This is a genomic window from Pseudomonas sivasensis (genome assembly GCF_013778505.1).
Taxonomy (GTDB): domain Bacteria; phylum Pseudomonadota; class Gammaproteobacteria; order Pseudomonadales; family Pseudomonadaceae; genus Aquipseudomonas; species Aquipseudomonas sivasensis.
Genome location: NZ_JAAOWU010000002.1, coordinates 227416 through 249377, shown reverse-complemented (window position 1 = coordinate 249377; position 21962 = coordinate 227416). Strand labels below are relative to the sequence as shown.

At 60.3% G+C, this 21962-nt stretch carries 21 protein-coding genes and 1 pseudogene; 11 read left to right on the top strand and 11 right to left on the bottom strand.

The window, feature by feature from the left end; translation table 11 throughout:
• Nucleotides 1-79 precede the first annotated feature (79 nt).
• On the bottom strand, nt 80-715 hold the full coding sequence (locus G9Q84_RS04680) for a C40 family peptidase (RefSeq protein ID WP_032884130.1): 636 nt from the start codon (nt 713-715) through the stop codon (nt 80-82).
• Between the two features lie 250 nt (nt 716-965).
• On the opposite strand from G9Q84_RS04680, the gene G9Q84_RS04675 reads away from it, so the two are divergent.
• On the top strand, nt 966-1394 hold the full coding sequence (locus G9Q84_RS04675) for an NINE protein (RefSeq protein ID WP_027606088.1): 429 nt from the start codon (nt 966-968) through the stop codon (nt 1392-1394).
• 132 nt (nt 1395-1526) lie between these two features.
• Here the strand turns inward: G9Q84_RS04675 and G9Q84_RS04670 are convergent, their stop codons facing one another.
• From G9Q84_RS04670 to gshB, 7 genes are all read right to left on the bottom strand, one after another.
• Entirely contained in the window at nt 1527-2798 is a 1272-nt protein-coding gene (locus G9Q84_RS04670) for a dihydroorotase (protein ID WP_181642960.1), read from the bottom strand.
• On the bottom strand, nt 2795-3799 hold the full coding sequence (locus tag G9Q84_RS04665) for an aspartate carbamoyltransferase catalytic subunit (RefSeq protein ID WP_015886339.1): 1005 nt from the start codon (nt 3797-3799) through the stop codon (nt 2795-2797). The genes G9Q84_RS04670 and G9Q84_RS04665 overlap by 4 nt, the downstream gene beginning before the upstream one ends.
• Nucleotides 3800-3823: 24 nt before the next feature.
• Complete coding sequence (gene pyrR / locus G9Q84_RS04660) at nt 3824-4330, bottom strand: bifunctional pyr operon transcriptional regulator/uracil phosphoribosyltransferase PyrR (protein ID WP_095185129.1); 507 nt, start codon at nt 4328-4330, stop codon at nt 3824-3826.
• 73 nt (nt 4331-4403) lie between these two features.
• The gene (ruvX, locus tag G9Q84_RS04655) at nt 4404-4841 is read right to left on the bottom strand and encodes a Holliday junction resolvase RuvX (protein WP_099601691.1); all 438 of its coding nucleotides are present in this window, start codon (nt 4839-4841) and stop codon (nt 4404-4406) included.
• Nucleotides 4841-5410 (bottom strand): YqgE/AlgH family protein, encoded by a 570-nt coding sequence (locus G9Q84_RS04650; protein WP_032884125.1) that lies wholly within the window; start codon nt 5408-5410, stop codon nt 4841-4843. The genes ruvX and G9Q84_RS04650 overlap by 1 nt, the downstream gene beginning before the upstream one ends.
• 67 nt (nt 5411-5477) lie before the next feature.
• Nucleotides 5478-6383 (bottom strand): energy transducer TonB, encoded by a 906-nt coding sequence (locus tag G9Q84_RS04645; RefSeq protein WP_032884124.1) that lies wholly within the window; start codon nt 6381-6383, stop codon nt 5478-5480.
• Nucleotides 6384-6460: 77 nt separating this feature from the next.
• The gene (gene gshB / locus G9Q84_RS04640) at nt 6461-7414 is read right to left on the bottom strand and encodes a glutathione synthase (protein ID WP_032884123.1); all 954 of its coding nucleotides are present in this window, start codon (nt 7412-7414) and stop codon (nt 6461-6463) included.
• A 238-nt stretch (nt 7415-7652) separates the two neighbouring features.
• On the opposite strand from gshB, the gene pilG reads away from it, so the two are divergent.
• The 6 genes from pilG (at nt 7653) to G9Q84_RS04610 (ending at nt 17438) form a co-directional block, all read left to right on the top strand.
• The gene (gene pilG / locus G9Q84_RS04635) at nt 7653-8060 is read left to right on the top strand and encodes a twitching motility response regulator PilG (protein ID WP_095185125.1); all 408 of its coding nucleotides are present in this window, start codon (nt 7653-7655) and stop codon (nt 8058-8060) included.
• A 46-nt stretch (nt 8061-8106) separates the two neighbouring features.
• Nucleotides 8107-8472 carry a twitching motility response regulator PilH gene (gene pilH, locus G9Q84_RS04630; protein WP_014720320.1) on the top strand — a complete coding sequence of 122 codons (366 nt, stop codon included), beginning with the start codon at nt 8107-8109 and terminating at the stop codon, nt 8470-8472.
• A 12-nt stretch (nt 8473-8484) separates the two neighbouring features.
• Entirely contained in the window at nt 8485-9009 is a 525-nt protein-coding gene (locus G9Q84_RS04625; protein ID WP_032884121.1) for a chemotaxis protein CheW, read from the top strand.
• On the top strand, nt 9006-11057 hold the full coding sequence (locus tag G9Q84_RS04620) for a methyl-accepting chemotaxis protein (protein WP_032884120.1): 2052 nt from the start codon (nt 9006-9008) through the stop codon (nt 11055-11057). Before G9Q84_RS04625 ends, G9Q84_RS04620 begins: the two co-directional genes overlap by 4 nt.
• A 113-nt stretch (nt 11058-11170) precedes the next feature.
• Nucleotides 11171-16990, top strand: coding sequence for an Hpt domain-containing protein (locus G9Q84_RS04615; RefSeq protein WP_181642959.1), 5820 nt, complete (start codon nt 11171-11173; stop codon nt 16988-16990).
• Entirely contained in the window at nt 16983-17438 is a 456-nt protein-coding gene (locus G9Q84_RS04610) for a chemotaxis protein CheW (RefSeq protein ID WP_032884118.1), read from the top strand. Before G9Q84_RS04615 ends, G9Q84_RS04610 begins: the two co-directional genes overlap by 8 nt.
• A gap of 55 nt (nt 17439-17493) precedes the next feature.
• On the opposite strand, the gene G9Q84_RS04605 is transcribed toward G9Q84_RS04610, so the two are convergent.
• Nucleotides 17494-18129 carry a LysE/ArgO family amino acid transporter gene (locus G9Q84_RS04605; RefSeq protein ID WP_032884116.1) on the bottom strand — a complete coding sequence of 212 codons (636 nt, stop codon included), beginning with the start codon at nt 18127-18129 and terminating at the stop codon, nt 17494-17496.
• Nucleotides 18130-18151: 22 nt separating this feature from the next.
• The gene (locus G9Q84_RS04600; protein WP_032884115.1) at nt 18152-18958 is read right to left on the bottom strand and encodes a 2OG-Fe(II) oxygenase family protein; all 807 of its coding nucleotides are present in this window, start codon (nt 18956-18958) and stop codon (nt 18152-18154) included.
• Nucleotides 18959-19246: 288 nt separating this feature from the next.
• Between G9Q84_RS04600 and G9Q84_RS04595 the strand changes: the two genes are divergently transcribed.
• Nucleotides 19247-19882 (top strand): NBR1-Ig-like domain-containing protein, encoded by a 636-nt coding sequence (locus tag G9Q84_RS04595; RefSeq protein ID WP_242461392.1) that lies wholly within the window; start codon nt 19247-19249, stop codon nt 19880-19882.
• Between the two features lie 20 nt (nt 19883-19902).
• On the opposite strand, the pseudogene G9Q84_RS04590 reads toward G9Q84_RS04595, so the two are convergent.
• A pseudogene (locus tag G9Q84_RS04590) lies at nt 19903-20190 on the bottom strand (HigA family addiction module antitoxin).
• A gap of 211 nt (nt 20191-20401) precedes the next feature.
• Here G9Q84_RS04590 and G9Q84_RS04585 point away from each other — a divergent pair.
• The 3 genes from G9Q84_RS04585 (at nt 20402) to G9Q84_RS04575 (ending at nt 21699) form a co-directional block, all read left to right on the top strand.
• Complete coding sequence (locus G9Q84_RS04585; RefSeq protein WP_241149729.1) at nt 20402-20785, top strand: polymorphic toxin type 44 domain-containing protein; 384 nt, start codon at nt 20402-20404, stop codon at nt 20783-20785.
• The gene (locus tag G9Q84_RS04580; RefSeq protein WP_032884113.1) at nt 20763-21182 is read left to right on the top strand and encodes a hypothetical protein; all 420 of its coding nucleotides are present in this window, start codon (nt 20763-20765) and stop codon (nt 21180-21182) included. The genes G9Q84_RS04585 and G9Q84_RS04580 overlap by 23 nt, the downstream gene beginning before the upstream one ends.
• A gap of 277 nt (nt 21183-21459) precedes the next feature.
• A complete protein-coding gene (locus G9Q84_RS04575; protein WP_181642958.1) occupies nt 21460-21699 on the top strand; it encodes a DUF6124 family protein in 240 nt (79 codons plus the stop codon).
• The last annotated feature ends 263 nt before the right edge of the window (nt 21700-21962 follow it).

Below are 21962 nucleotides of genomic sequence, written 5' to 3'. Positions count from 1 at the left end.
AGGTACAGATAAACTGACTGATTCACCGCGATCGGGAGCAAGCCCCCTCTCACATTGACGACTGCATTTCAGCTTGAAATCAGCGTTGAACCACTCGCAAGGTGTTCTGCTCTTTCGGCAGAACCCGCTTGGCAATCACGTAGTTCTTGTCCCAAAACGGCTTTTTCAACGTGTCGATGCTGACCGACTTGCCACGACGCGGTGCGTGGATAAAACGGTCATTGCCCAAGTAGATGGCAACGTGATTGACCTGGCGGCTCTTCAATTTGAAGAACAGCAGATCACCTGGTTTCAGGTCCTTGCGATCAACCTTCTGCCCGTGGCCGGCGGCCATGGCATTGGAAGTGCGCGGCAGATCCACGGCGGCTACGTCGTTGAACGCATATTTCACCAGGCCGCTGCAGTCGAACCCTTTACTTGGGCTGCTGCCGCCCCAACGATAAGGTGTACCGAGCACGTTTACGGCGCGGCTGAGGACGTTGCTGCTTTGCTTGGTGTTGACTGCCACGAGGCCGGGAACTGCTTTACCGTGCGCCTTGCTCAATTGAGTCGGGCGGCTGACGGTCGGCTTTACCGATTTGGCAGTGCTTGGCGTGCTGTGGACTTTAGGGGTGAAACCGTTAACGTTCGGAAGTCGTTGCTCACGATTGGTGGCGTGGGCGGCCAATGGCATTAATAGGCAAATGGTTAGCCATGTCTTTAAAAATGGTCGCATTAGGCGTGGCTCTTATGGGTTTGCGCGCAACTTTATAACAGCTTTTTGTGTCGTTCTCAGGCCGTTTGTCGACTGAACCTTGACGTCAAAATCAGGAAATACGCGACGATTCGCCGCAATTGTCCTACACAGGTCAGGTGGCATAAGGCTTTCAGGGCAGTGAAGATACCATTTGCCGTACGTCGGGCGCCCGTAAAAAAGTCACAAAGAAAATGAAAAAATTTATCTATCGAAGCAAAAGAGGTACGTCATGAACACCTATCAACAGGTTGGGCCGCAACAAGACACCCACAGCAAGGTGATCGGTTACCTGCTCTGGATTTTCGGGTTTACCGGCGCGCATCGTTTTTATTACGGCAAACCTGTCACCGGGACGATTTGGTTTTTTACCCTTGGCCTGCTGGGTATCGGCTGGCTGATCGACCTGTTCCTGATCCCGGCCATGGACCGTGAAGCCGACCTGCGTTTTACCGCCGGTCCCATCGAATACAACGTGGCGTGGATTCTATTGGCGTTTCTGGGGGTGTTCGGCGTGCACCGCATGTACCAGGGCAAATGGATCACCGGCCTGATCTACCTGCTGACCGGTGGCTTGTTCCTGGTGGGGGTGCTGTATGACTTCTGGACGTTGAATACCCAGGTTTCGATCCGCAATGCAGAGCGCAACGGGGGACGCTGATTTCTCAGGCTTTATAGAGAACTAAATGTGGGAGGGGGCTTGCCCCCGATTGCAGTGGGTCAGCAATAAATGAGCTGACTGATCCACCGCTATCGGGGACAAGCCCCCTCCCACTTTTTTTGCGTGCCCGCTTTAGGCCTGGTAGCTGATGCGCCCATCCACCAAGGTGTAGCGCACGCTCGCCGGCAGGCTATGGCCGATGAACGGGCAGTTTTCACCCTTGGACAGCCAGTGCTCCCCGGCAACCGTGGAGCTGGCCGTGTCAAACAGCACCAGATCCGCTGCGGCACCCACGGCCAAGTTGCCGGCCGGCAGGCGCAAGGCTTCGGCCGGGCCAGCGCTCAGGCGCTGGAGCAGCGTCGGCAAGTCGAGCAGGCCATCCTCCACCAGCGTCATCGCCAGTGGCAGCAACAGCTCCACACTGCTGATCCCCGGCTCGGTCGCGCCAAACGGTGCGAGCTTGGCATCGCGCTCGTGGGGCTGGTGGTGGCTGGAAATCGCCGAAACCACACCGGATTTGACCGCGGCACGCAAACCGTCACGGTCGGCCAGGGTGCGCAGGGGCGGTTGCACGTGGTACAGGCTGGAGAAGTCGATCAGCGCTTCATCCGTGAGGATCAATTGGTACAGCGCCACATCCGCAGTCACCGGCAGACCGCGAGCCTGGGCCTGTGCAATCAGGGCCACGCCCCGGGCACTGGTGAGTTGGCTGAAGTGCGCGCGTACGCCGCTTTGTTCCACCAGCAGCAGGTCACGGGCAAGAGCGACGGTTTCGGCGGTTTCCGGAATACCCGGCAGGCCGAGGAAACTGGCGACGGCGCCTTCATGGGCCAAGCCGCCTTCGGCCAGGTCGCGGTCCTGGGAGTGGAAGATCACCGGCAGATCGAAGGTGGCCGCGTATTCCAGGGCGCGGCACAAGGTGCGGGTACTGCGGAAGCTCTCAAGACCGTTGCCGAAGGCCACGCAACCAGCGTCGCGCAGGGCGATCAATTCGGCGAGTTGTTCGCCTTCCAGACCTTTGCTCAGGGCGCCGATGGGGAACACTTTGCAATTGCCAGCTTCGCGGGCACGGTCGAGGATCAATTCGGTCACGGCCGACGTATCGAGGATCGGCTTGGTGTGCGGCGGGCAGCACAGGCTGGTCACGCCACCGGCCGCAGCGGCGCGGGTTTCGCTGGCGATGCTGCCTTTACGGCTGTAACCCGGCTCGCGCAGGGCGACGTTCAGGTCCACCAGCCCAGGCGCGGCCACCAGGCCTTTGGCGTCGATGGTCTGGCTGGGGGTGAAATCGCTGGGGGCGCCGCCGATGGCGATGATCTTGCCGGCTTCCAGATGAAGATCGGTGACTTGATCCAGGCCACTGGCCGGGTCGATAACGCGAGCGCCAAGAATGCTGAGCTTCACTGGGCGTTCTCCTGCTCGAATTGACGTTGCGCGGTTTGCCCGCTCATGGCCATGGACAACACCGCCATGCGCACGGCGATGCCGTAGGTCACCTGGTTGAGAATTACCGACTGGTTGCCATCGGCCACCGCCGACTCAATCTCCACCCCTCGGTTGATCGGACCCGGGTGCATCACGATGGCATCCGGTTTGGCGCCGGCCAGGCGCGCGGTGGTCAGGCCGAACAAGCGGTAGAACTCACCCTCGCTCGGCAGCAAGCCACCGGACATACGCTCGCGTTGCAGGCGCAACATGATCACCACGTCTACATCCTTGAGGCCTTCGGCCATGTCGGTGTAGACCTTCACGCCGTACTGCTCAATGCCGATGGGGAGCAGGGTTTTCGGCGCGATCACGCGGATGTCCGGGCAACCCAGGGTTTTCAGGGCCAGCATGTTCGAGCGTGCTACCCGCGAGTGCAGGATGTCGCCGACGATGGCCACCGATAGGTTTTCAAAGCTGCCCTTGTGCCGACGGATGGTGAGCATGTCGAGCATGCCTTGGGTCGGGTGGGCGTGACGGCCGTCGCCGCCGTTGATGATCGCTACCTGCGGGCACACGTGCTCGGCGATGAAGTGCGCGGCGCCGGAGTCGCCGTGGCGCACCACGAACATATCGGCGGCCATGGCTTCCAGGTTACGCAGGGTGTCGAGCAGGGTTTCGCCCTTGCTCGCCGACGAAGTGGACACGTTCAGCGTGATCACGTCGGCCGACAGCCGCTGGGCCGCCAGTTCAAAGGTGGTGCGAGTGCGGGTGGAGTTTTCGAAGAACACGTTGCAGATGGTTTTGCCGCGCAGCAACGGGACTTTCTTCACCGCCCGGCCACCGACTTCGAGGAATGAGTCGGCGGTGTCGAGGATTTCGGTGAGCAGTTCGCGGGGCAAACCGTCGAGGGACAAAAAGTGTTGCAACTGGCCCTGAGCATTGAGCTGCAGCGGGCGCTTGGCATCTAGAGGCGTCATCGCGGGGACTCTTTACAAGGCGGTTTAAAGGGCGAGGTCTTGCAGTTCGAGTTCGAGCGGCGTTGGACCGGACAATTTTACCCGTTGCTGGGCTTGCAGCGACAGGGTCGCGCCAACCACATCCGGGCTGATAGGCAACTCGCCGGCGTCCAGATCCAGCAGGCAGACCAGCGTGATGCTGGCCGGGCGGCCGTAGTCGAACAGTTCGTTCATGGCGGCGCGGATGGTACGGCCGCTCATCAGCACGTCGTCGATCAACACCAGGTGCTGGCCTTCGACTTCGAACGGCAGGGCCGAGGGCTGCACTTGCGGGTGCAGGCCGTTCTGGCTGAAGTCATCACGGTAGAAGGACACGTCGAGGGTGCCCAGTGGCGAGTCGCTGCCCAGTTCGTCCAGTAACGCCTGAGCGACCCACACACCGCCGGTGCGAATACCGATAAAGCGCGGTTCGCTGATTCCGCGGTGTTCCAGGTGCGCTTTGAGGCGTAATGCCATCTGGCTGATCAGTTCGGCGGGATTGGGCAGGCTCATGGTGGCTCCTTCAAGGCCTTGCTGTAGGCAAGTTCCGGGCTCAAACGTAAGAAGACGCGGCAAGCCGCGTCAGTCAGGATTCAAATAAAGCGGTGTTTTCGTCCAGCCAGCCCTGCAACAGCAAGGCGGCGGCGATGGCGTCTACGGGGTTGTCGCGGTAACTGCCCTTCTGGCCGCCACGGTCGCGGCGTTCACCCTTGGCTTCAAAGGTGGTCAGGCGTTCATCGTGGGTATAGAAGGGGATGTTGTAACGACCATTGAGGCGACGGGCGAATTTTTCGGCGCGCAGGCACATCTCGCTGGGGGTGCCGTCCATGTTCAGGGGCAGGCCGACCACCACCGCGTCGGGCTTCCATTCCTTGATCAGGGCTTCGACCTGATTCCAGTCCGGTATGCCGTTCTGGGCCTTGAGGGTGCACAACTCGCGGGCCTGGCCGGTGATCACCTGGCCGACCGCTACGCCGATCTGTTTGGTGCCGTAGTCAAAACCGAGGATCAGACGCAAGGCCATCAGGCGTGCCCCGCCTGGCTGGTCAGCAGGCTGAGGTTGACCCGCAACTTGGCGGCGGCCGCTTCCAGGCGCAGTTCACTGGCCGTGTTGAACAGGATGTCGGCGTCGAAGGGGCAGGTCAGCCAGGCATTGCTGGCCAGTTCGGCCTCCAGTTGCCCTGCTTCCCAACCGGCGTACCCCAAGGTGATAACGCTTTGCTCTGGGCCTACACCGTCGGCGATGGCGAACAACACGTCCTGGGAGGTGGACAGCGACACACCGTCCAGGTCCACCGTGGCCTGGAACGTCGGCCCGGTCGGGTGCAGTACAAAGCCGCGATCAGTTTGTACCGGCCCGCCGATGTAGATCGGCACCGATTGGCAACGGGCCGGCGGATCGATCTCCGGACGCAGTTGCTCAAGGATATCGGCCAGGTTCAGCGCTTGCGGGCGGTTCACCACCAACCCCATGGCACCATTGGCCGTGTGCTCGACGATGTAGGTCAAGGTCTGCGCAAAGTTCGGGTCGGCCATATGGGGCATGGCGATCAGGAATTGGTGCTTGAGGTAGGTCGGGCTGACATTTTTCATGTCCGCTAGTGTGGCGTTGGAGGGGCGAACTGACAAGCTGGAGTTACCTGTGGCAGGACATGTCTGATCAGTTGCTGGAGAGCCGATCGCCCTTGGCAAACTTCCAGGTACGGATGATTTCCAGGCGGTCCACGTCATTCAGGTCGCCTGTAAACGGGGCAAAGGGCGCGGCCAGGCGCACGATGCGTTGGGCGGCCTGGTCCAGCAGCGGTTGGCCGGAGGACTCCAACACCTGCACTTCATATAAGGTGCCGTCGCGGTTGATCGATACCAATAGACGCAAGTTGCCGTAGATCTGCTGGCGCCGCGCTTCTTCTGGGTAGTTGAGGTTGCCGATGCGCTCGACCTTCTTACGCCACTCGTCTTTATACCAGGCGCCTTTGTCGCGCATGGTCGAGGCGGCATTCAAGCGGTAGATGCGTGGGCGTTTGGCGTACAACTGCTGTTCGTTAGCCAGTTCGGCTTCCAGGCTGGAGATTTCGTCGGACAGGGTCGAGCTGTCGAAGGTAGGCGCCGGTTTGACGGGCTCCGGCTGCGGCTCGGTCTTGGTTTTTTCGCGTTGGACCGGGGCTTTTTGCGGTTTGGGTGCGATGGTGGCCACCGTAGGCTTGGGCGTAGCCTGCTTGACCTCGGGCTTCGGCGCAGGAGGTGGCGTGACTTTATTGACCTTGTTGTCCTGGAACGGCGCCAGTTCGGTGGTCTTGGGGATGGCTTTCTTGTCGAGGGTGCCGCTGCCCTGTTGATTGTCCTGGGCTAGAAAATCTGCCTTCTCGGGCTTCTTTTCACTCTTGAACGTGGCCAGGGTGATTTCCAGGGTCTTGGTGATCTGCTTGGGTTCGACCATGGTGAAGCCCACGCCAAGGAGCAAGGCCAAATGAATCAAGGCAGCCAGAAACAGGGTAAATCCGAGCCGATCAGCCGGGCGCACGCCGCTGTGGGAGAGTTCGGGGGGCAGATCGGACGGGAGTGTCATGACAAAAGAACCAACATCGCGCGTTTCACAGGTGGCGCATGATAACGCAATGTTGGTGTGTGTCCGGCTGTTCTATATCACTTGGCTGCGAGCTTGCGCTCAATGGCGGCCATCAGCATTTCGCCGATGTTCGTGCCAAATGCATTGTCTATCTCGCGAATACAGGTCGGGCTGGTGACGTTGATTTCGGTGAGATTTTCACCAATTACGTCAAGGCCTACAAACAGCAGGCCTTTTTCCCGCAAGGTCGGGCCAACTTGGCTAGCGATCCAGCGATCCTTATCCGATAAAGGCCGTGCTTCACCGCGCCCACCTGCCGCCAGGTTGCCTCGGGTCTCGCCTGCCGCCGGGATACGCGCGAGGCAGTAGTCCACCGGTTCGCCGTCGATCATCAGGATGCGCTTGTCGCCGTCCTTGATCGCCGGCAGGTAAGCCTGGCCCATGATCTGCTGGGTGCCCAGGGCGGTCAGGGTTTCCAGGATCACCGACAGGTTCGGGTCGCCTGCGCGGTGACGGAAGATCGACGTACCGCCCATGCCGTCCAACGGCTTGAGGATCACATCGCCGTGTTTGGCGGCGAATTCACGCAGCACATCGGCGCGGCGGCTGACCACGGTCGGGGGTGTGCACTGCGGGAACAGCGTGGCGAACAGCTTTTCATTGCAGTCGCGCAGACTTTGCGGCTTGTTGACGATCAGCACGCCGGCGCGCTCGGCCTGCTCCAGCAGATAGGTGGAGTAGACGAATTCCATGTCGAACGGCGGATCCTTGCGCATCAGGATCACGTCCAGGTCGCTCAGGGGGCTGTCGATTTCGTCCGAAAGCTCGAACCATTTTTCCGGGTTGGCGAACACCTGCAGCGGGCGCATGCGCGCGCGGGCCTCGCCGTCGCCCTGGTACAGATCGCGCTGCTCCATATAGAACAGGGTCCAGCCGCGGGCCTGGGCGGCCAGAAGCATGGCCAGCGAGCTGTCCTTTTTATAGGAAATGCTGGCGATAGGGTCCATGACAATGCCGACGCGAACGCTCATGGGGGATTTCCTCTAGCAAATTGGGCGCATAAAAGTGGCGTCAGAGTGGCGCTGCGGCTGTTGTGGGTCAAGGAAAAACCACCTGGCGGGTGCCTCGATAGATTGCTCTCCGAGACTGTGCTAAAAAGACTGCCACAGCGCAGCAGCCCTTGAAATCCAAGGCCTGCGGCGATCATCCTGTGCAACATCAGGCAGTACACACCGAAAACCGACTCGCTGTGGCGATGGTAGAGCAGATATGGAACAGCATTCCAACGCCTTGAGAGTGATGGTGATCGACGATTCGAAAACGATCCGCCGCACCGCCGAGACGCTGTTGAAGAACTCGGGGTGCGAGGTCATTACGGCCATCGACGGTTTCGATGCCCTGGCGCGGATTGTTGATCATCACCCGCACATTATCTTTGTAGACATCATGATGCCGCGCCTGGATGGTTATCAGACCTGCGCCCTGGTGAAGAACAACCCGGCGTTCAAGTCGATTCCGGTGATCATGTTGTCCTCCAAGGACGGTCTGTTCGACAAGGCCAAGGGGCGCATCGTGGGTGTCGATCAGTTTTTGACCAAGCCTTTCAGCAAGGAAGAACTGCTGGGTGCAATCAAGGCCTATGTGCCGGGGTTCGCCGCAGTAGAACAAGCACACTGACGCCGCCCCACGAGGGCCGGCGCCGACCAATGTAGTGGGGAAAACCATGGCACGTGTTCTGATCGTCGACGATTCGCCGACCGAAATGTACAAACTCACCGGCATGCTGGAAAAGCACGGCCACCAAGTCCTCAAGGCCGAGAACGGTGCGGACGGCGTGGCCCTGGCTCGCCAGGAAAAGCCCGACGCAGTGCTGATGGACATCGTGATGCCTGGCCTCAATGGCTTCCAGGCTACTCGCCAACTGTCCAAGGAGCCGGAAACCAACGGCATCCCGATCATCATCATCACCACCAAGGATCAGGAAACCGACAAGATCTGGGGCGCGCGCCAGGGTGCAAAGGACTACCTGACCAAGCCTGTGGACGAAGAAACCTTGATCGCCACCCTGAACAAGGTGTTGGCCGGCTGACGGCACGCCATCATGACCGAGTCGCAAACCGCCTTTGAGCTGCTGCTGGACATCGACCGCCGCTGCCGCCTGCTGGCCGCCGACCTGCCGTCCCAGGAAACCCGCCTGCAACGCTGGAGCGGTATCGGCTTTCGCCTGGGGCAACATTGGTATGTGGCGCCCATGGGCGAAGTAGCCGAAGTCCTGCATGAACCACGTTGCACTTTAATGCCTGGGGTCAAGGCCTGGGTCAAAGGGGTTGCTAACCTGCGCGGGCGCCTGCTGCCGGTGATGGACCTGGGTGGCTTCCTCGGCCTTGCGCTGTCCAAGGCGCGCAAGCAACGGCGGGTGCTGGTGGTGGAGTACAACGATCTGTTTGTCGGGCTGCTGGTGGATGAGGTGGTGGGGATGCAGCATTTTGCACAAGACGCCTTGCTGGCGAACACCAGCCCTGGCGCGCCGTTTATCCAGGGTCACTTCGAGGGTGATCCGCTGTGGCAGGTCTTCAGCCCCTTCGCCCTGGCCCAGGCCCCAGGCTTCATGGATGTCGCCGCATGACCACCGCTACCACGCCCAAACCCCAGGCCGGCTCGCGCAGCCGTTCACAGATCATCGTGCTGTTTATCGCACTGATCGTGTTCATCATGCTGCTGTTCGCCAACTTCGCGTACCTCAACACCCAGTCTACCTACGACAAACAGTACATCGGCCACGCCGGTGAACTGCGAGTGCTGTCCCAACGCATTGCCAAGAACGCCACCGAAGCCGCCGCTGGCAAGGCCGCTGCTTTCAAGCTGTTGGGAGATGCGCGAAACGATTTTGCCCAGCGCTGGGGCTACCTGAAAAAAGGCGACCCGCAAACCGGCTTGCCCGCGGCACCCAGTGCGGTCCGTGCCGAGATGCGTGCTGTGCAGACCGATTGGGAAGCGCTGCTGAAAAACACCGACGCGATCCTCGCCAGCGAGCAGACCGTACTGTCCCTGCATCAAGTGGCTGCGACCCTCGCTGAAACCGTGCCGCAATTGCAGATGGAGTCGGAGAAGGTCGTCGACATCCTGCTGCAACGTGGCGCCCCGGCCAGCCAGGTGGCCTTGGCCCAACGCCAGTCGCTGCTGGCCGAACGTATCTTGGGTGCGGTCAACACCGTGCTGGCCGGCGACGAAACCGCCGCGCAGGCCGCCGACACCTTTGGCCGTGATGCCGCCCGCTTTGGTCAGGTCCTCAATGGCATGCTCAACGGCAACCCTGGGCTGCGCATCACCCAAGTCGAAGACCACGATGCCCGCGCGCGGCTGGCGGACATTGCCGAGCTGTTCGAATTTGTCTCTGGCTCCGTGGATGAAATCCTCGAAACCTCGCCGCAGCTGTTCCAGGTGCGTGCCTCGGCGAGCAATATTTTCAACCTGTCGCAAACCCTGCTTGATGAAGCCTCGCACTTGGCTATCGGGTTCGAAAACCTCGCCAGCGGGCGCAGTTTCGACACCATCGGCGGGTATGTGCTGGGCCTGTTGGCGCTGGCCTCGATCATCCTGATTGGCCTGGTGATGGTGCGTGAGACCAACCGCCAACTGCACGAGACTGCCGAGAAGAACGAGCGCAACCAAAACGCGATCATGCGCTTGCTGGATGAAATCGAAGACCTGGCCGACGGTGACCTCACTGTGACGGCTTCGGTGACCGAAGACTTCACCGGCACTATCGCCGACTCGATCAACTATTCCGTGGACCAACTGCGCGATTTGGTCGCGACGATCAACCTCACCGCCGGCCAGGTCGCCGGTGCTGTGCAAGACACCCAGGCCACTGCCATGCACCTGGCCCAGGCCTCCGAGCATCAGGCCCAGCAGATCGCCGAAGCCTCCACCGCGATCAACCAGATGGCCCAATCCATCGACCAAGTGTCGGCCAACGCCGCCGAATCTTCGGCAGTGGCGGAGCGCTCGGTAGAGATCGCCAACAAGGGCAACGAGGTGGTGCACAACACCATCCACGGCATGGACAACATCCGCGAACAGATCCAGGACACCGCCAAGCGTATTAAGCGTTTGGGTGAATCGTCCCAGGAGATTGGCGACATCGTCAGCCTGATTGACGACATCGCCGACCAGACCAATATCCTCGCCCTCAACGCCGCCATCCAGGCGAGCATGGCCGGGGATGCCGGGCGCGGTTTTGCGGTGGTGGCCGATGAGGTGCAGCGATTGGCCGAGCGCTCGTCGGCTGCCACGCGGCAGATCGAAACCCTGGTGCGGGCGATCCAGACCGACACCAACGAGGCGGTCATCTCCATGGAACAGACCACCACCGAAGTGGTGCGCGGTGCACGGCTGGCCCAAGACGCGGGCGTGGCATTGGAAGAGATCGAAGGCGTATCGAAGACCTTGGCGGCGCTGATCCAGAGCATCTCCAATGCGGCGCAGCAACAGACGTCCTCGGCAGGGCAGATCTCCCTGACCATGAACGTGATCCAGCAAATCACTACGCAGACGTCGTCGGGTTCCACCGCCACTGCCGAAAGCATCGGCAATTTGGCGAAGATGGCGAGCCAGTTGCGCAGGTCGGTCTCGGGTTTCACCTTGCCTGCGGCCAAACAGGTTGATGATTGAAATGCAGTCAAAGTGTGGGAGGGGGCAAGTCGAATCGTCGCACCGCCCCTCCCACATGTGATCTCCATCTGTCTGGAGATCCAGGCAACCCACGAATTCTAAGCGGAGCAGTTATGGTTGATCGGCACGACTACGTGGCCCTCGAATGGGTCAAGGGCGACATTGCCGAAACCCTGAAACAGGCCCGTTCGGCGCTGGATGCGTTTGTCGAAACCCATGACGATGACGTGATCAGCCAATGCCTGGCCGGTATCCACCAGGTGCATGGTGCGCTGCAAATGGTCGAGTTCTATGGCGCAGCGCTGCTGGCCGAAGAGATCGAAGAACTGGCCCTTGCGCTAAAGGCCGGGCGGGTCAGTCAGCGCGATGAAAGCATCCGTCTTCTGCAACAGGCCCTCGGCCAACTGCCGCTGTACCTCGACCGCGTGCACAGCGCCCGCCGCGATCTGCCGTTGGTGGTGTTGCCGCTGCTCAACGACCTACGCAGCGCACGGGGTGAAAGCCTGCTCTCGGAAACCAGCCTGTTCAGCCCACAATTGCTGTCGATCGCGCCGCTGCCCGATGAAACCCTGACCCAGCGCGCGCCGCCTGAGCTGCATGAGCAACTGCGTCAATGGCACCAGTTGCTGCAACAGGCGTTGGCCGGGTTGCTGCGTGAAGACCACGGCCCAAGCAATCTGGAAGACATGGCGCGGGTGTTCGCACGCCTCGAAGCCCTCTGCCAGGGCGCGCCGTTGTTGCCGTTGTGGCAAGTGGCTTCGGCGCTGGTCGAGGGCATGCTCACCGGTGTGGTCGCCAACAGCCCGGCTTTGCGCAGCTTGCTCAAGGCCAGTGACAAACAACTCAAGCGCCTGCTCGCCCAGGGCATAGGCGGCATCAACCAATCTGCGCCGGATGAGTTGCTCAAGAGCCTGTTGTTCTACGTCGCTAAAGTCACCCGGCCAACGCCGCGCATGCAAAGCCTGAAAGAGCGATACGGCCTGGATGAAGCCTTGCCCGACAGCACGGTGGTCGACGCCGAGCGCGCCCGCCTGGCCGGGCCGGACCGCAATGCCATGGGCTCAGTGCTCGGTGCGTTGTGCGAGGAACTGGTGCGGGTCAAGGAACGCCTCGACCTGTTCGTGCGCAGCGACCGCCAACACACCAGCGACCTTGATGCGCTGCTGGCGCCGCTGCGGCAGATCGCCGATACCTTGGCGGTGCTGGGGTTCGGTCAGCCGCGCAAAGTCATCATCGACCAGCTTGCGGTAGTACTGAGCCTGGCCCAAGGCCAACGCGAACCCAACGACGCCGTGCTGATGGATGTCGCTGGCGCGCTGCTCTACGTCGAAGCCACCTTGGCGGGAATGGCCGGCACCGTCGAGCCGGAAAGCCGCGAAGAAAGCCGCCTGCCCACTACCGACCTGACCCAGATTCACCAGTTGGTGATCCGTGAGTGCTGCCAGTGCCTGAAGCAGGCTAAAGAACTGGTGATCGACTGCATGGAAGCCGACTGGGACCGTCGGCGCCTGGAATCGCTGCCGGAGTTGCTGAGCCAGGTGCGTGGCGCGTTGGCGATGATTCCGCTACCGCGTGCAGCGAGCCTGATGCGCGGGTGCGCCGACTACGTCGATGAGCAGTTGATGGTCAACGAAGGCCCGCCGGCAGAGGCGCAACTGGAGCATTTTGCCGATGTGATCAGCAGCTTGGAGTACTACCTCGAACGCATGCTCCAAGACCCCGACGCGGCGGGTGAACGGGTATTGGAACTGGCCACCCAAAGCCTGGCGACGCTGGGCTACCTGCCCGCCGAGAAACCCTGGCGCCAGGCGTTGGTCGCTCCCGATGGTGCGTTGTCGAGCGAGGTCACGCCCAGCCAGTCGCAGTTCGACGCACTGGCCAACCCTACCTCGCGCCTCAATCCGCCGGCCCTGCAACGCCCCGGTAGTCTGCTGCCGCCGCCAGCCGATGAAGCGCCTATCGACGATGAACTACGCGAAGTCTTCCTTGAAGAGACTGACGAAGTTCTCGAAGTGCTGCACCGCCACCTGCCCAACAGCGCGGACAAAACCGCCCAAGGCGAAATGCGCCGCGCTTTCCACACGTTGAAAGGCAGTGGTCGCATGGTGCGCGCCCTGGTCCTGGCCGAGTTGGCCTGGGCTGTTGAAAACCTGCTGAACCGTGTGCTGGAACGCAGTGTGGCCCTAGGCCCCGAGATCCAGCAGGTGCTGGATGACGCCGTGGCCCTGCTGCCGGAGTTGATCTCCGACTTTGCGACGGACGACCAACACCAACGCGACGAGGTCGACGCCTTGGCCGCTCGCGCCCACGCCTATGCCAGCGGCGGCGCCCTATCTGCTGGCGAACCCCACGACCCGATGCTGCTGGAAATTTTCCGCAACGAAGCCCAGAGCCATCTGGACAGCCTCAACCACTTCCTGCAACAGGCCGCCGAGCATGTGCCGCTGCAGGTCAGCGATGAGCTGCAACGCGCGCTGCACACTCTCAAGGGCAGTGCGTACATGGCCGGCGTGTTGCCGATTGCCGAGCTGGTGCGCCCACTGGATCACCTGACACGCGAATACAAGGCCCATCGTCTGCCGCTGGACCTGGACGAGGTGGAGTTACTGCTGGAAGCCGAAGCTCTGTTCCAGCGTGGCTTACGCCAACTGGATCGCGACCCTCTGGTGCCGATCAGGGGCGCGGCCGATTTGATTGGCCGCACCCAAGCCCTGCTTGACCATCAGTTGGCAACGCTGCTCGACGCGCCCAACACCGGCTTGCGCATCAAGCGTGACCCGCAACTGATCGCCAACTTCCTGGCCCAGGGCATGGATATCCTGCTCGACGCCGAAAGCCTGCTGCGTCGTTGGCAACAGCACCCCGGCGAGCGCCAGGAACTCACGGCGTTGCTGGATGAACTGACCACGCTGGGAGAAGGGGCACACATCGCCGACCTGCACCCTATCGACGAACTGTGCGAAGCCTTGCTCGACCTCTATGGCGCGGTGGAAGAGAGCAGTCTGGCCGTCAGCGAGCGGTTTTTCCGGGAGGCCGAACAGGCCCATGAAGCGCTGATCAACATGCTTGACCAACTGGCCGCCGGGCAGGAAATCAGCCTGGCCCCGGCACGGGTCGAGGCCCTGCGCGAATTGCTGGACGGAGCCCTGGACCCGTCCGCCACCGGCCTGATCAAAAGTGACGGTAACCGCGCCCTGAGCATCGCTGAACTCGGTGCCGCCACCGCGCAGTTGGAGCATGAAACGGCGATGGACGATGAGATCGTCGAGATCTTCCTCGAAGAAGCCGTGGACATTCTCGACAGCGCCGGGCAGTCCCTCAAGCGCTGGCTGCTGGAGCCCGAAAACGCTGCACCGTTGTCCTCGTTGCAGCGCGACCTGCACACCCTCAAGGGCGGCGCGCGCATGGCTGAAATCGGCCCGGTGGGCGATCTGGCCTATGAGTTGGAATGCTTTTACGAAGGCCTGGTTGACCGTCGCTACAGCTACAGCGCCGAGTTGTCTCAAGTGCTGATGGCCAGCCATGAACACCTGGCCTTGCAGCTGGAAGAACTGCACCACCACCAGCCCTTGAGCGACAGCGTCGAGCTGGTTGCCAAGCTTCGGGAGCTGCGACAGAGCAGTACGCCCGCGACCCAGGCGCCAGCGCCTGAAACGGCGGGCGCCGACCCGGAATTGCTGGATATCTTCCTCGAAGAAGCGGCCGACATTCTCGACAGCTCGGGCAGCGCGTTGCTGCGCTGGCAGGCCGAGCCGAACAATCGCCAGGAAGTCGAAACCCTGTTGCGCGACCTGCACACCCTAAAGGGCGGCGCGCGCATGGTCGAGATCGGGCCGATTGGTGACTTGGCCCATGAGCTTGAGTTTCTGTACGAAGGGCTGTCCGCCGGTTTGCTCGCGCCGTCGGCTGAGCTGTTCGCGCTGCTGCAAGGCTGCCATGACCGCCTGGCGCAGATGATCGACGCCGTGACGGATGGGATGCCGGTGGGCTCCGTGGACAAGCTCATCGAACGCATCAAAAGCCTGGTGCACCCCAGCGTAGAGCCAGTGGTGCCGGTGGCGTTGCCCGCAGGCAAGGCCGAAGCGGTCGCTGATCCTACCGCCGACATGGTGAAAATCTCCGCCGACCTGCTGGACGACCTGGTCAATCTGGCGGGTGAAACCTCGATCTTCCGTGGCCGCATCGAACAGCAGGTCAACGACGCGCGCATTGCGTTGAACGAGGTGGAAACCACCATTGAGCGAATGCGCGATCAACTGCGCCGCCTCGACACCGAAACCCAAGGTCGCATTCTCAGCCGCCAACAGGCCGAGGCCGAACGCCTGGGCTACGAAGACTTCGATCCGTTGGAGATGGACCGCCATTCGCAGTTGCAGCAACTGTCCCGCGCGTTGTCCGAATCCGCCTCCGACCTGCTCGACCTGAAGGACACCCTCGACCGTCGCAACGAGGATGCGCACGACCTGTTGCAGCAACAGGCACGCATCAACACCGAGTTGCAGGAAGGCCTGATGCGCACGCGCATGGTGCCGTTCGAGCGTATGTTGCCGCGCCTCAAACGCATCGTGCGCCAGGTGGCGGGCGAGTTGGGCAAGGACGTGGAATTCATCGTCGGCAATGCCGAGGGTGAGATGGACCGCAACGTGCTTGAACGCATGGCGGCGCCCTTGGAGCACATGCTGCGCAACGCCGTCGACCATGGCCTGGAGTCCCGCGATGTGCGGCTGCTGGCCGGTAAGCCGGAAAAGGGCCGCATCACCCTGGACCTGACCCACGAAGGCGGCGATATCGTTTTCGACATGCGCGACGACGGCGCCGGCGTGCCCCTCGAAGCGGTGCGGCGCAAGGCGATCAAGCGCGGGTTGCTCGCCCCTCATCAAGAGATCAGCGACCGCGACGTGTTGCAGTTCATCTTGCAGCCGGGGTTTTCCACTGCGGAAAAGATCACGCAGATTTCCGGGCGTGGTGTGGGCATGGACGTGGTGCATGAAGAAGTGCGCCAGCTCGGCGGCTCGATGTTCATTGAGTCGACGCCGGGCGAGGGCGTGCATTTTCGGATTCGTCTGCCGTTCACCGTGTCGGTCAACCGCGCGCTGATGGTGCAATGCGCCGACGACCAATACGCAATCCCGCTCAACACCATCGAAGGGCTGGTGCGTGTGCTGCCCCATGAGCTGGCGGGGCACTACCAGCAAGATCCGCCGCGTTATGAATACGCAGGCCAGCGCTACGAACTGTTTTACCTCGGCGACCTGCTGCATACCGTGGCCCGTCCGAAACTGCTGGGCCAGTACCAGCCGGTGCCGGTGCTCTTGGTGCAGTGCAATGAGCGGCGTGTTGCGGTGCATGTGGATGCCATGGCCGGCACGCGGGAAATCGTGGTCAAGGGCCTGGGGCCGCAGTTCGCGGGGGTGCAAGGCTTGTCCGGCGCGACCATCCTCGGCGACGGCCGCGTGGTGCTGATTATCGACTTGCTGGCGCATATCCGCGCCCGCCAACCGGCCTTGCCGGCGCAGTCGGTGGATGCGCCACTGATCCTCAACGACCCGTTGAAAAAACGCCCCTTGCTGGTGCTGGTAGTGGACGACTCGGTTACCGTGCGCAAAGTCACCAGCCGGCTGCTGGAGCGCAACGGCATGAACGTGCTCACTGCCAAAGACGGCATCGACGCCCTGGCTGTGCTTGAAGAACACACCCCGGACTTGATGCTGCTCGACATCGAAATGCCGCGCATGGACGGCTTTGAAGTGGCCACGCAAGTGCGCAACGACCCGCGCTTGATGCGCCTGCCGATCATCATGATCACCTCCCGCACCGGCCAGAAACACCGCGACCGCGCCATGGCGATCGGCGTCAACGAATACCTCGGCAAGCCGTATCAAGAGTCGGTGCTGCTGGAAAGCATCGCCTATTGGAGCAAGTCCCATGCTTGACCACCGCACCAGCCAACTCACCGGCCTGCTGCTGCCCCTGGCCGACCGTCACCTGGTACTGCCCAACGTCGCCATCGCCGAGTTGATCGACTTCCAACGCGGCGAACCGGCCAGCGACGCACCGCCGTGGTATTTGCGGCAAGTGACGTGGCGGGATCGGCAGATTCCGTTGATCAGTTTCGAAGCCGTGTGCGGCGAGGCCAGCGTGACCGGCGAACGCTCGCGGATCGTGGTGTTGAATGCGCTGGGCGGGCGGACGACGTTGAAGTTTATTGCGCTGGTGATCCAGGGTATTCCGCGGTCGTACAAGCTCGATAGCGAGTTGAGCTATGTGGACGTGCCGCTGTGCCCGCTGGAACTGGCAGCGGTGCAGGTGGGGGAGCATGTGGCGAAGGTGCCGGATTTGATGGGGCTTGAGGCGCTGCTGGTGGAGTCCGGGTTGGCCTGAGTGGCGCATTCTCCATGAGAAATGAAAGGCCCCTGTGGTGAGGGCGGTTTCCCGTTCAGAGACGCTGCAGCAGATGAAAATCAGCAATCAGCATACCCGCGAGGTACACCATCAAAATCACCACGCCGGCGTCCAACAAACGCCAGACCTTTGCCGAACGAAATAGCCCCGTCAACCTTTGGCATCCCAACGCCAAAACCACAAACCATACCAGCGACGCGGTCATTGCTCCGCCGGCAAAGAACGCTTGTTGGCTGACGGGCTTTGCCGCACCAATAGAGCCAATTAGCACCACGGTATCCAGCCAAGCATACGGATTGGCAAATCCAAGTATCACCGCCGTGCGCAGTAATCCGCGCTGTGAGGTGAGGTTGCTTTGAGTATCTGGCATCGACTGGTTACGCACACAAGCCAATAACCGCTGCCAGCCAAACCACAACAGATAGGCCGCTCCCGACAGCAGCAGTAACGCCACCAAACCTGGCTTGCTGCCGAGCAACGAGCCCAAGCCCATGACCCCAAGAGCGATGAGGATGATATCGGCGAACACGCATACCGCCACCACACCCCAGACAGGGCTGCGACTGACACCCTGGCGAATAACCAGGGTGTCCTTCGGTCCAGGAGCGGCGAACAGTCCGATGCCCAGTAGAAGACCTTCGAGATAAAAGACGTTGAGGTCTGGAGTCATGAAGTGCTCGACCGCCTGGGTATCAGTTCAATTGAAGGGGTTGATTACCGAAACCGGTATGGCGCGCGTTGGCGGCGCTTTTCAAGTCGATCGGCTGGTGGCGGAAAAAGCCTCTCAGTTCCTGCTCTGCATCAGGGTTGACGAAGTAAATGAGAGAGCTGCGTGGCATTGGTCTCCGAGGAGTCAGAACCGCGTGGTATGCAGCGGGAATTGCATAGTCTGAGAGGTCAGTCAGTAACGATCCGGCCAAGATTGCAACCTCGTTCTCCAAGAGGCGTACCGGCTCCAGCGAGCTGCCTCGAACCAGGACGAGGCCATCACGAGTCGGCTTGATAAATGACAACAGATGACCATCCTCATGAGGGTCCTGAGCAAACTGGCGCTGATCCGACCCGGAATTAGCTCCATAGACACACAGTTGCAGATAGGACGTTGCACGCAAAGAGTTCAACGAAGTGGCTCCAAACTCCGCGCAAATTCCGTCCATCAATTCCTGGGCAAGCTCGCTGATCTGTTGTTCAAAAGCATTAACGGCGGCAAAAAATTCACTTCGTGTGAATTCAAACGCTCTTCGTTTTGATGAATGCGCAGGCCAGTAACAAAATCGCTCACACAGGTCTGGCTGATCCTCAAGGCTCGAGTACTCAGCGCCAAAGGGGAAAAATCCATCGGTGTCTTTCGCGAAGGAAAACGAGGCCTTGGTGGCTGGCGATATTGCGGAGTATCCCTCAACGATTTTTTTGTAATCCAGCAGCATCGCTTCTGATATTTGCAGGGTGCCAAAGCCTGTTTGAGCAACGGATTTACAGCACGCTTTGATGTGGTTCATGGCTATATCCAAAGGTAGATGTAAAGGAATGCAACAAACACTGGGTTCGCAAGCAGGCGAGAAACTACGACACTGGATATGACTGACTAAAAGGGCCCCATCCATGTCCTTCACAACTTCGCCAGCAGGCGGCGAGTGTGCATGGTTCAAGACACGTGGCGGCGGACAGGTTGTCTTTTTTGGCGGACAAAGAAATGACGTTCACCTAAAAATGGGAACCGCAAACTTCGTATGAATATAAGAACGCGAGATACCCTCAGGTCGCTGGTTGCACGGCGCAGCCGAGAGTTGGGCAAGCCCCTGACTGCGCTGGCCAAGGAGGCGGGAATTTCCAGAACCTACCTGTACGGTCTATCGGCTGGAGCTTCCAGGGACCCGTCGGTGCGCACGCTGATCAAGCTGGCGAAGGCATTGCAGGTTTCTCCCTTGCTGCTGTTTCGCTACTTCGCTGACCTGACAGGTGCGCCCGGTAATGCGTGCTCAATGGCTACCACCAATCGGGCTGCAGGTATTGATGATCCGGAGGACGTTGCGGTGTTCAATGCCGATGTCACGACGCCTGATCAAACCGTCGTGTTGCCGGGGGAAGTTTTTCAGAAAACCTGGGAGATTCAGAACCTGGGCACACGACCCTGGCGCGGGCGACGACTGGTGCGTGTTGATGGGGAATACGTTATTGCCCGCCGCGCAGATCCACAAGGCCAGTTGGAGGTAGTGATGGATATTCATCTGCGCAGCCTGCACAGCGAGCTCCCGATTGCCGATACGCTGCCGGGCCAGCCGGTGCATATCAGTGTGGAATTTGCAGCACCCAGGGAGACTTGTACGGTGGCTTCAGTCTGGAGAATCGAGGATGAACAGGGGAAACCTTGTTACGGGCCTGCGTTCATTTTGCATGTGGTGGTTAACGTCATGGCACGTTGAGCGTCCGGTCGGATTTTTCCTTAATCAATCCGCGCAAACGGCTCAAGCATCGGCTGCTCCCGATGCTCGGCCTGCCACAAGTCGTAGGCGCTTTGCATCGATAATCATAACTGCGCAGTACTTACGCCGACTCGCTCCAACCGGACGGCAAGGTCCGGGCTTACGGGGGCGTGGCCATGCAAGATCCTTGAAAAAGTATCGCGGGCGAAGCCAAGGCGCCTGGCCATTTCGGTGATAGCAATACCGAGGGCCGGGACTACATCCTCAAGCAGAATTTCGCCTGGGTGAGGTGGGTTGTGCATACGCAGATTGGGTTTAGAGTTCGGATTCACGATGGTCGCCCGTGGTGGGCTTGGACGAAAAAAGGCTAGAGAGACAGGTTCCGAGCAACAACCTGAACATCTTGTAGGAATGGAGTGCGGTTATTGTCGGCGAGTTCTGCATTTGGATTTATCGGGTTTCCAGGCCTGAGCGCGGTGGCTAAGTTCTACGCTCCTCACTGCCACCAAGGCCCCGAAAATGATCGTACCGTTAATGCCGCCTGGTGTTTCAATACTTGAAAACATGGCGACAGCCAAGTGCAAGGGCACTCATCTCAAGCCCGGTTCGGCATTCGCCTATTCGTGGTTTTATTCCCAGGTTCGTGCAGCCGGTCCATGGAACTACAAGAAGCGAGGGCGTCAGTACGAAGCTTTTGGTAATTTCAATTATGGTGCTACAGGTACGGTACTCGGCATTCCCGAGCATGTTCTGTTGCGGGCAGCCGGCGTCGCTCAAACATTCGCAAAAACCACCAAGCCGGAGTTTGGATCATGGTGGGGCGGTGACCCTTTTGGCGATGATCCCCAAGATCAATATTGGATAAAGAGGGGGATTGAGTATGCAATTTCTCAGGGCTACTAAGGGGCTCTTGCCGGTCCTGCGTAACTGTCTTCTGGTGGCCTGCCTGATATACATCGGGGGCAATTGGATCATGTCATCCGGTACGCCTGACCTGGACGAAGTGGTTTTGAAGCACTCCTTGGGCAATGGCAGCTCAATTTATGGTGCGCGTGACGGGCAGGGCGGCGCGACGGTGGGCTTTTCCTACAGGTACTACGTGCATAAGGACCTGCGTAATGATCACGAAATACTCACGTCACTGGTCTCGGCACATCCATTTCTAAAAACCAAAGAGCCTGATGTGCAAGTGAACCAGGTGGATGGAGTCATCCACCTCATTGTCCGTGGGGAGGTTTATGAGTACCGCAGCTACCCGCTTGAAGCTTTGGGGGCTGTGAGCATCGACATGAGGTTGTAGGCCTGCTGGCTTCGGATTTTTCCTGCACGATTTTGGGCCGTGCATGAACTTGTCGCGTGCAGTCCGCGCGCCTAGTCTTCGGCGCACCAACGCCCATAGCCATTCAGCGGGTGTTTTTTATGCCTGCTGTATTTGTTGTGGCGGCTGTGCGTGGGAGATCCTTCGGGGTCTGCCGGGGTCCGATATGCCCGGTCTTGCACACCGGCGCACCGCTGCCACCTTAATTCGCGTGCAAGCGAAAGAGCGCAGCCTCCATCACATATCGGCGTTGTAAATCATGGTCAAACCTACCCCCAATCCTCCCGCAAACCTCTTCACCGTAAACCCCCACCAAAACACCGAAACCCTGCTGTTCAACGCCAGCGAAACCCTGTCCTCCCTCAACGCACTCACCTGCAACCTGGCCTTCGACCTGGACACTTCCCAGCGCGCCATCTTGCTCGGGATCCAGCAAATGGCCGAGTTGGGGCAGTTGTTGGTGGATCGGGCGCTGGAGCAGGTCAGCCCTTCGCTGTAAAAGGTCCCAAGCAGGGACTGATCAGTCTTTTTTTGAGACCGCACTCTCACAGACATCAGTGAGCAAATGTGGGAGGGGGCTTGCCCCCGATGGCTGAGTGTCAGTTGAAACATCACTTAGCTGACCCACCGCCATCGGGAGCAAGCCCCCTCCCACATGTTGATCTTCTTTGGGCTCAGGTCAGTGTTTGCAGGTGTTCCATTACTCTAACCGTAACGATCCATCGCTAAGCTTGATTGATGGCTCCCGGATTCACTCCTAAG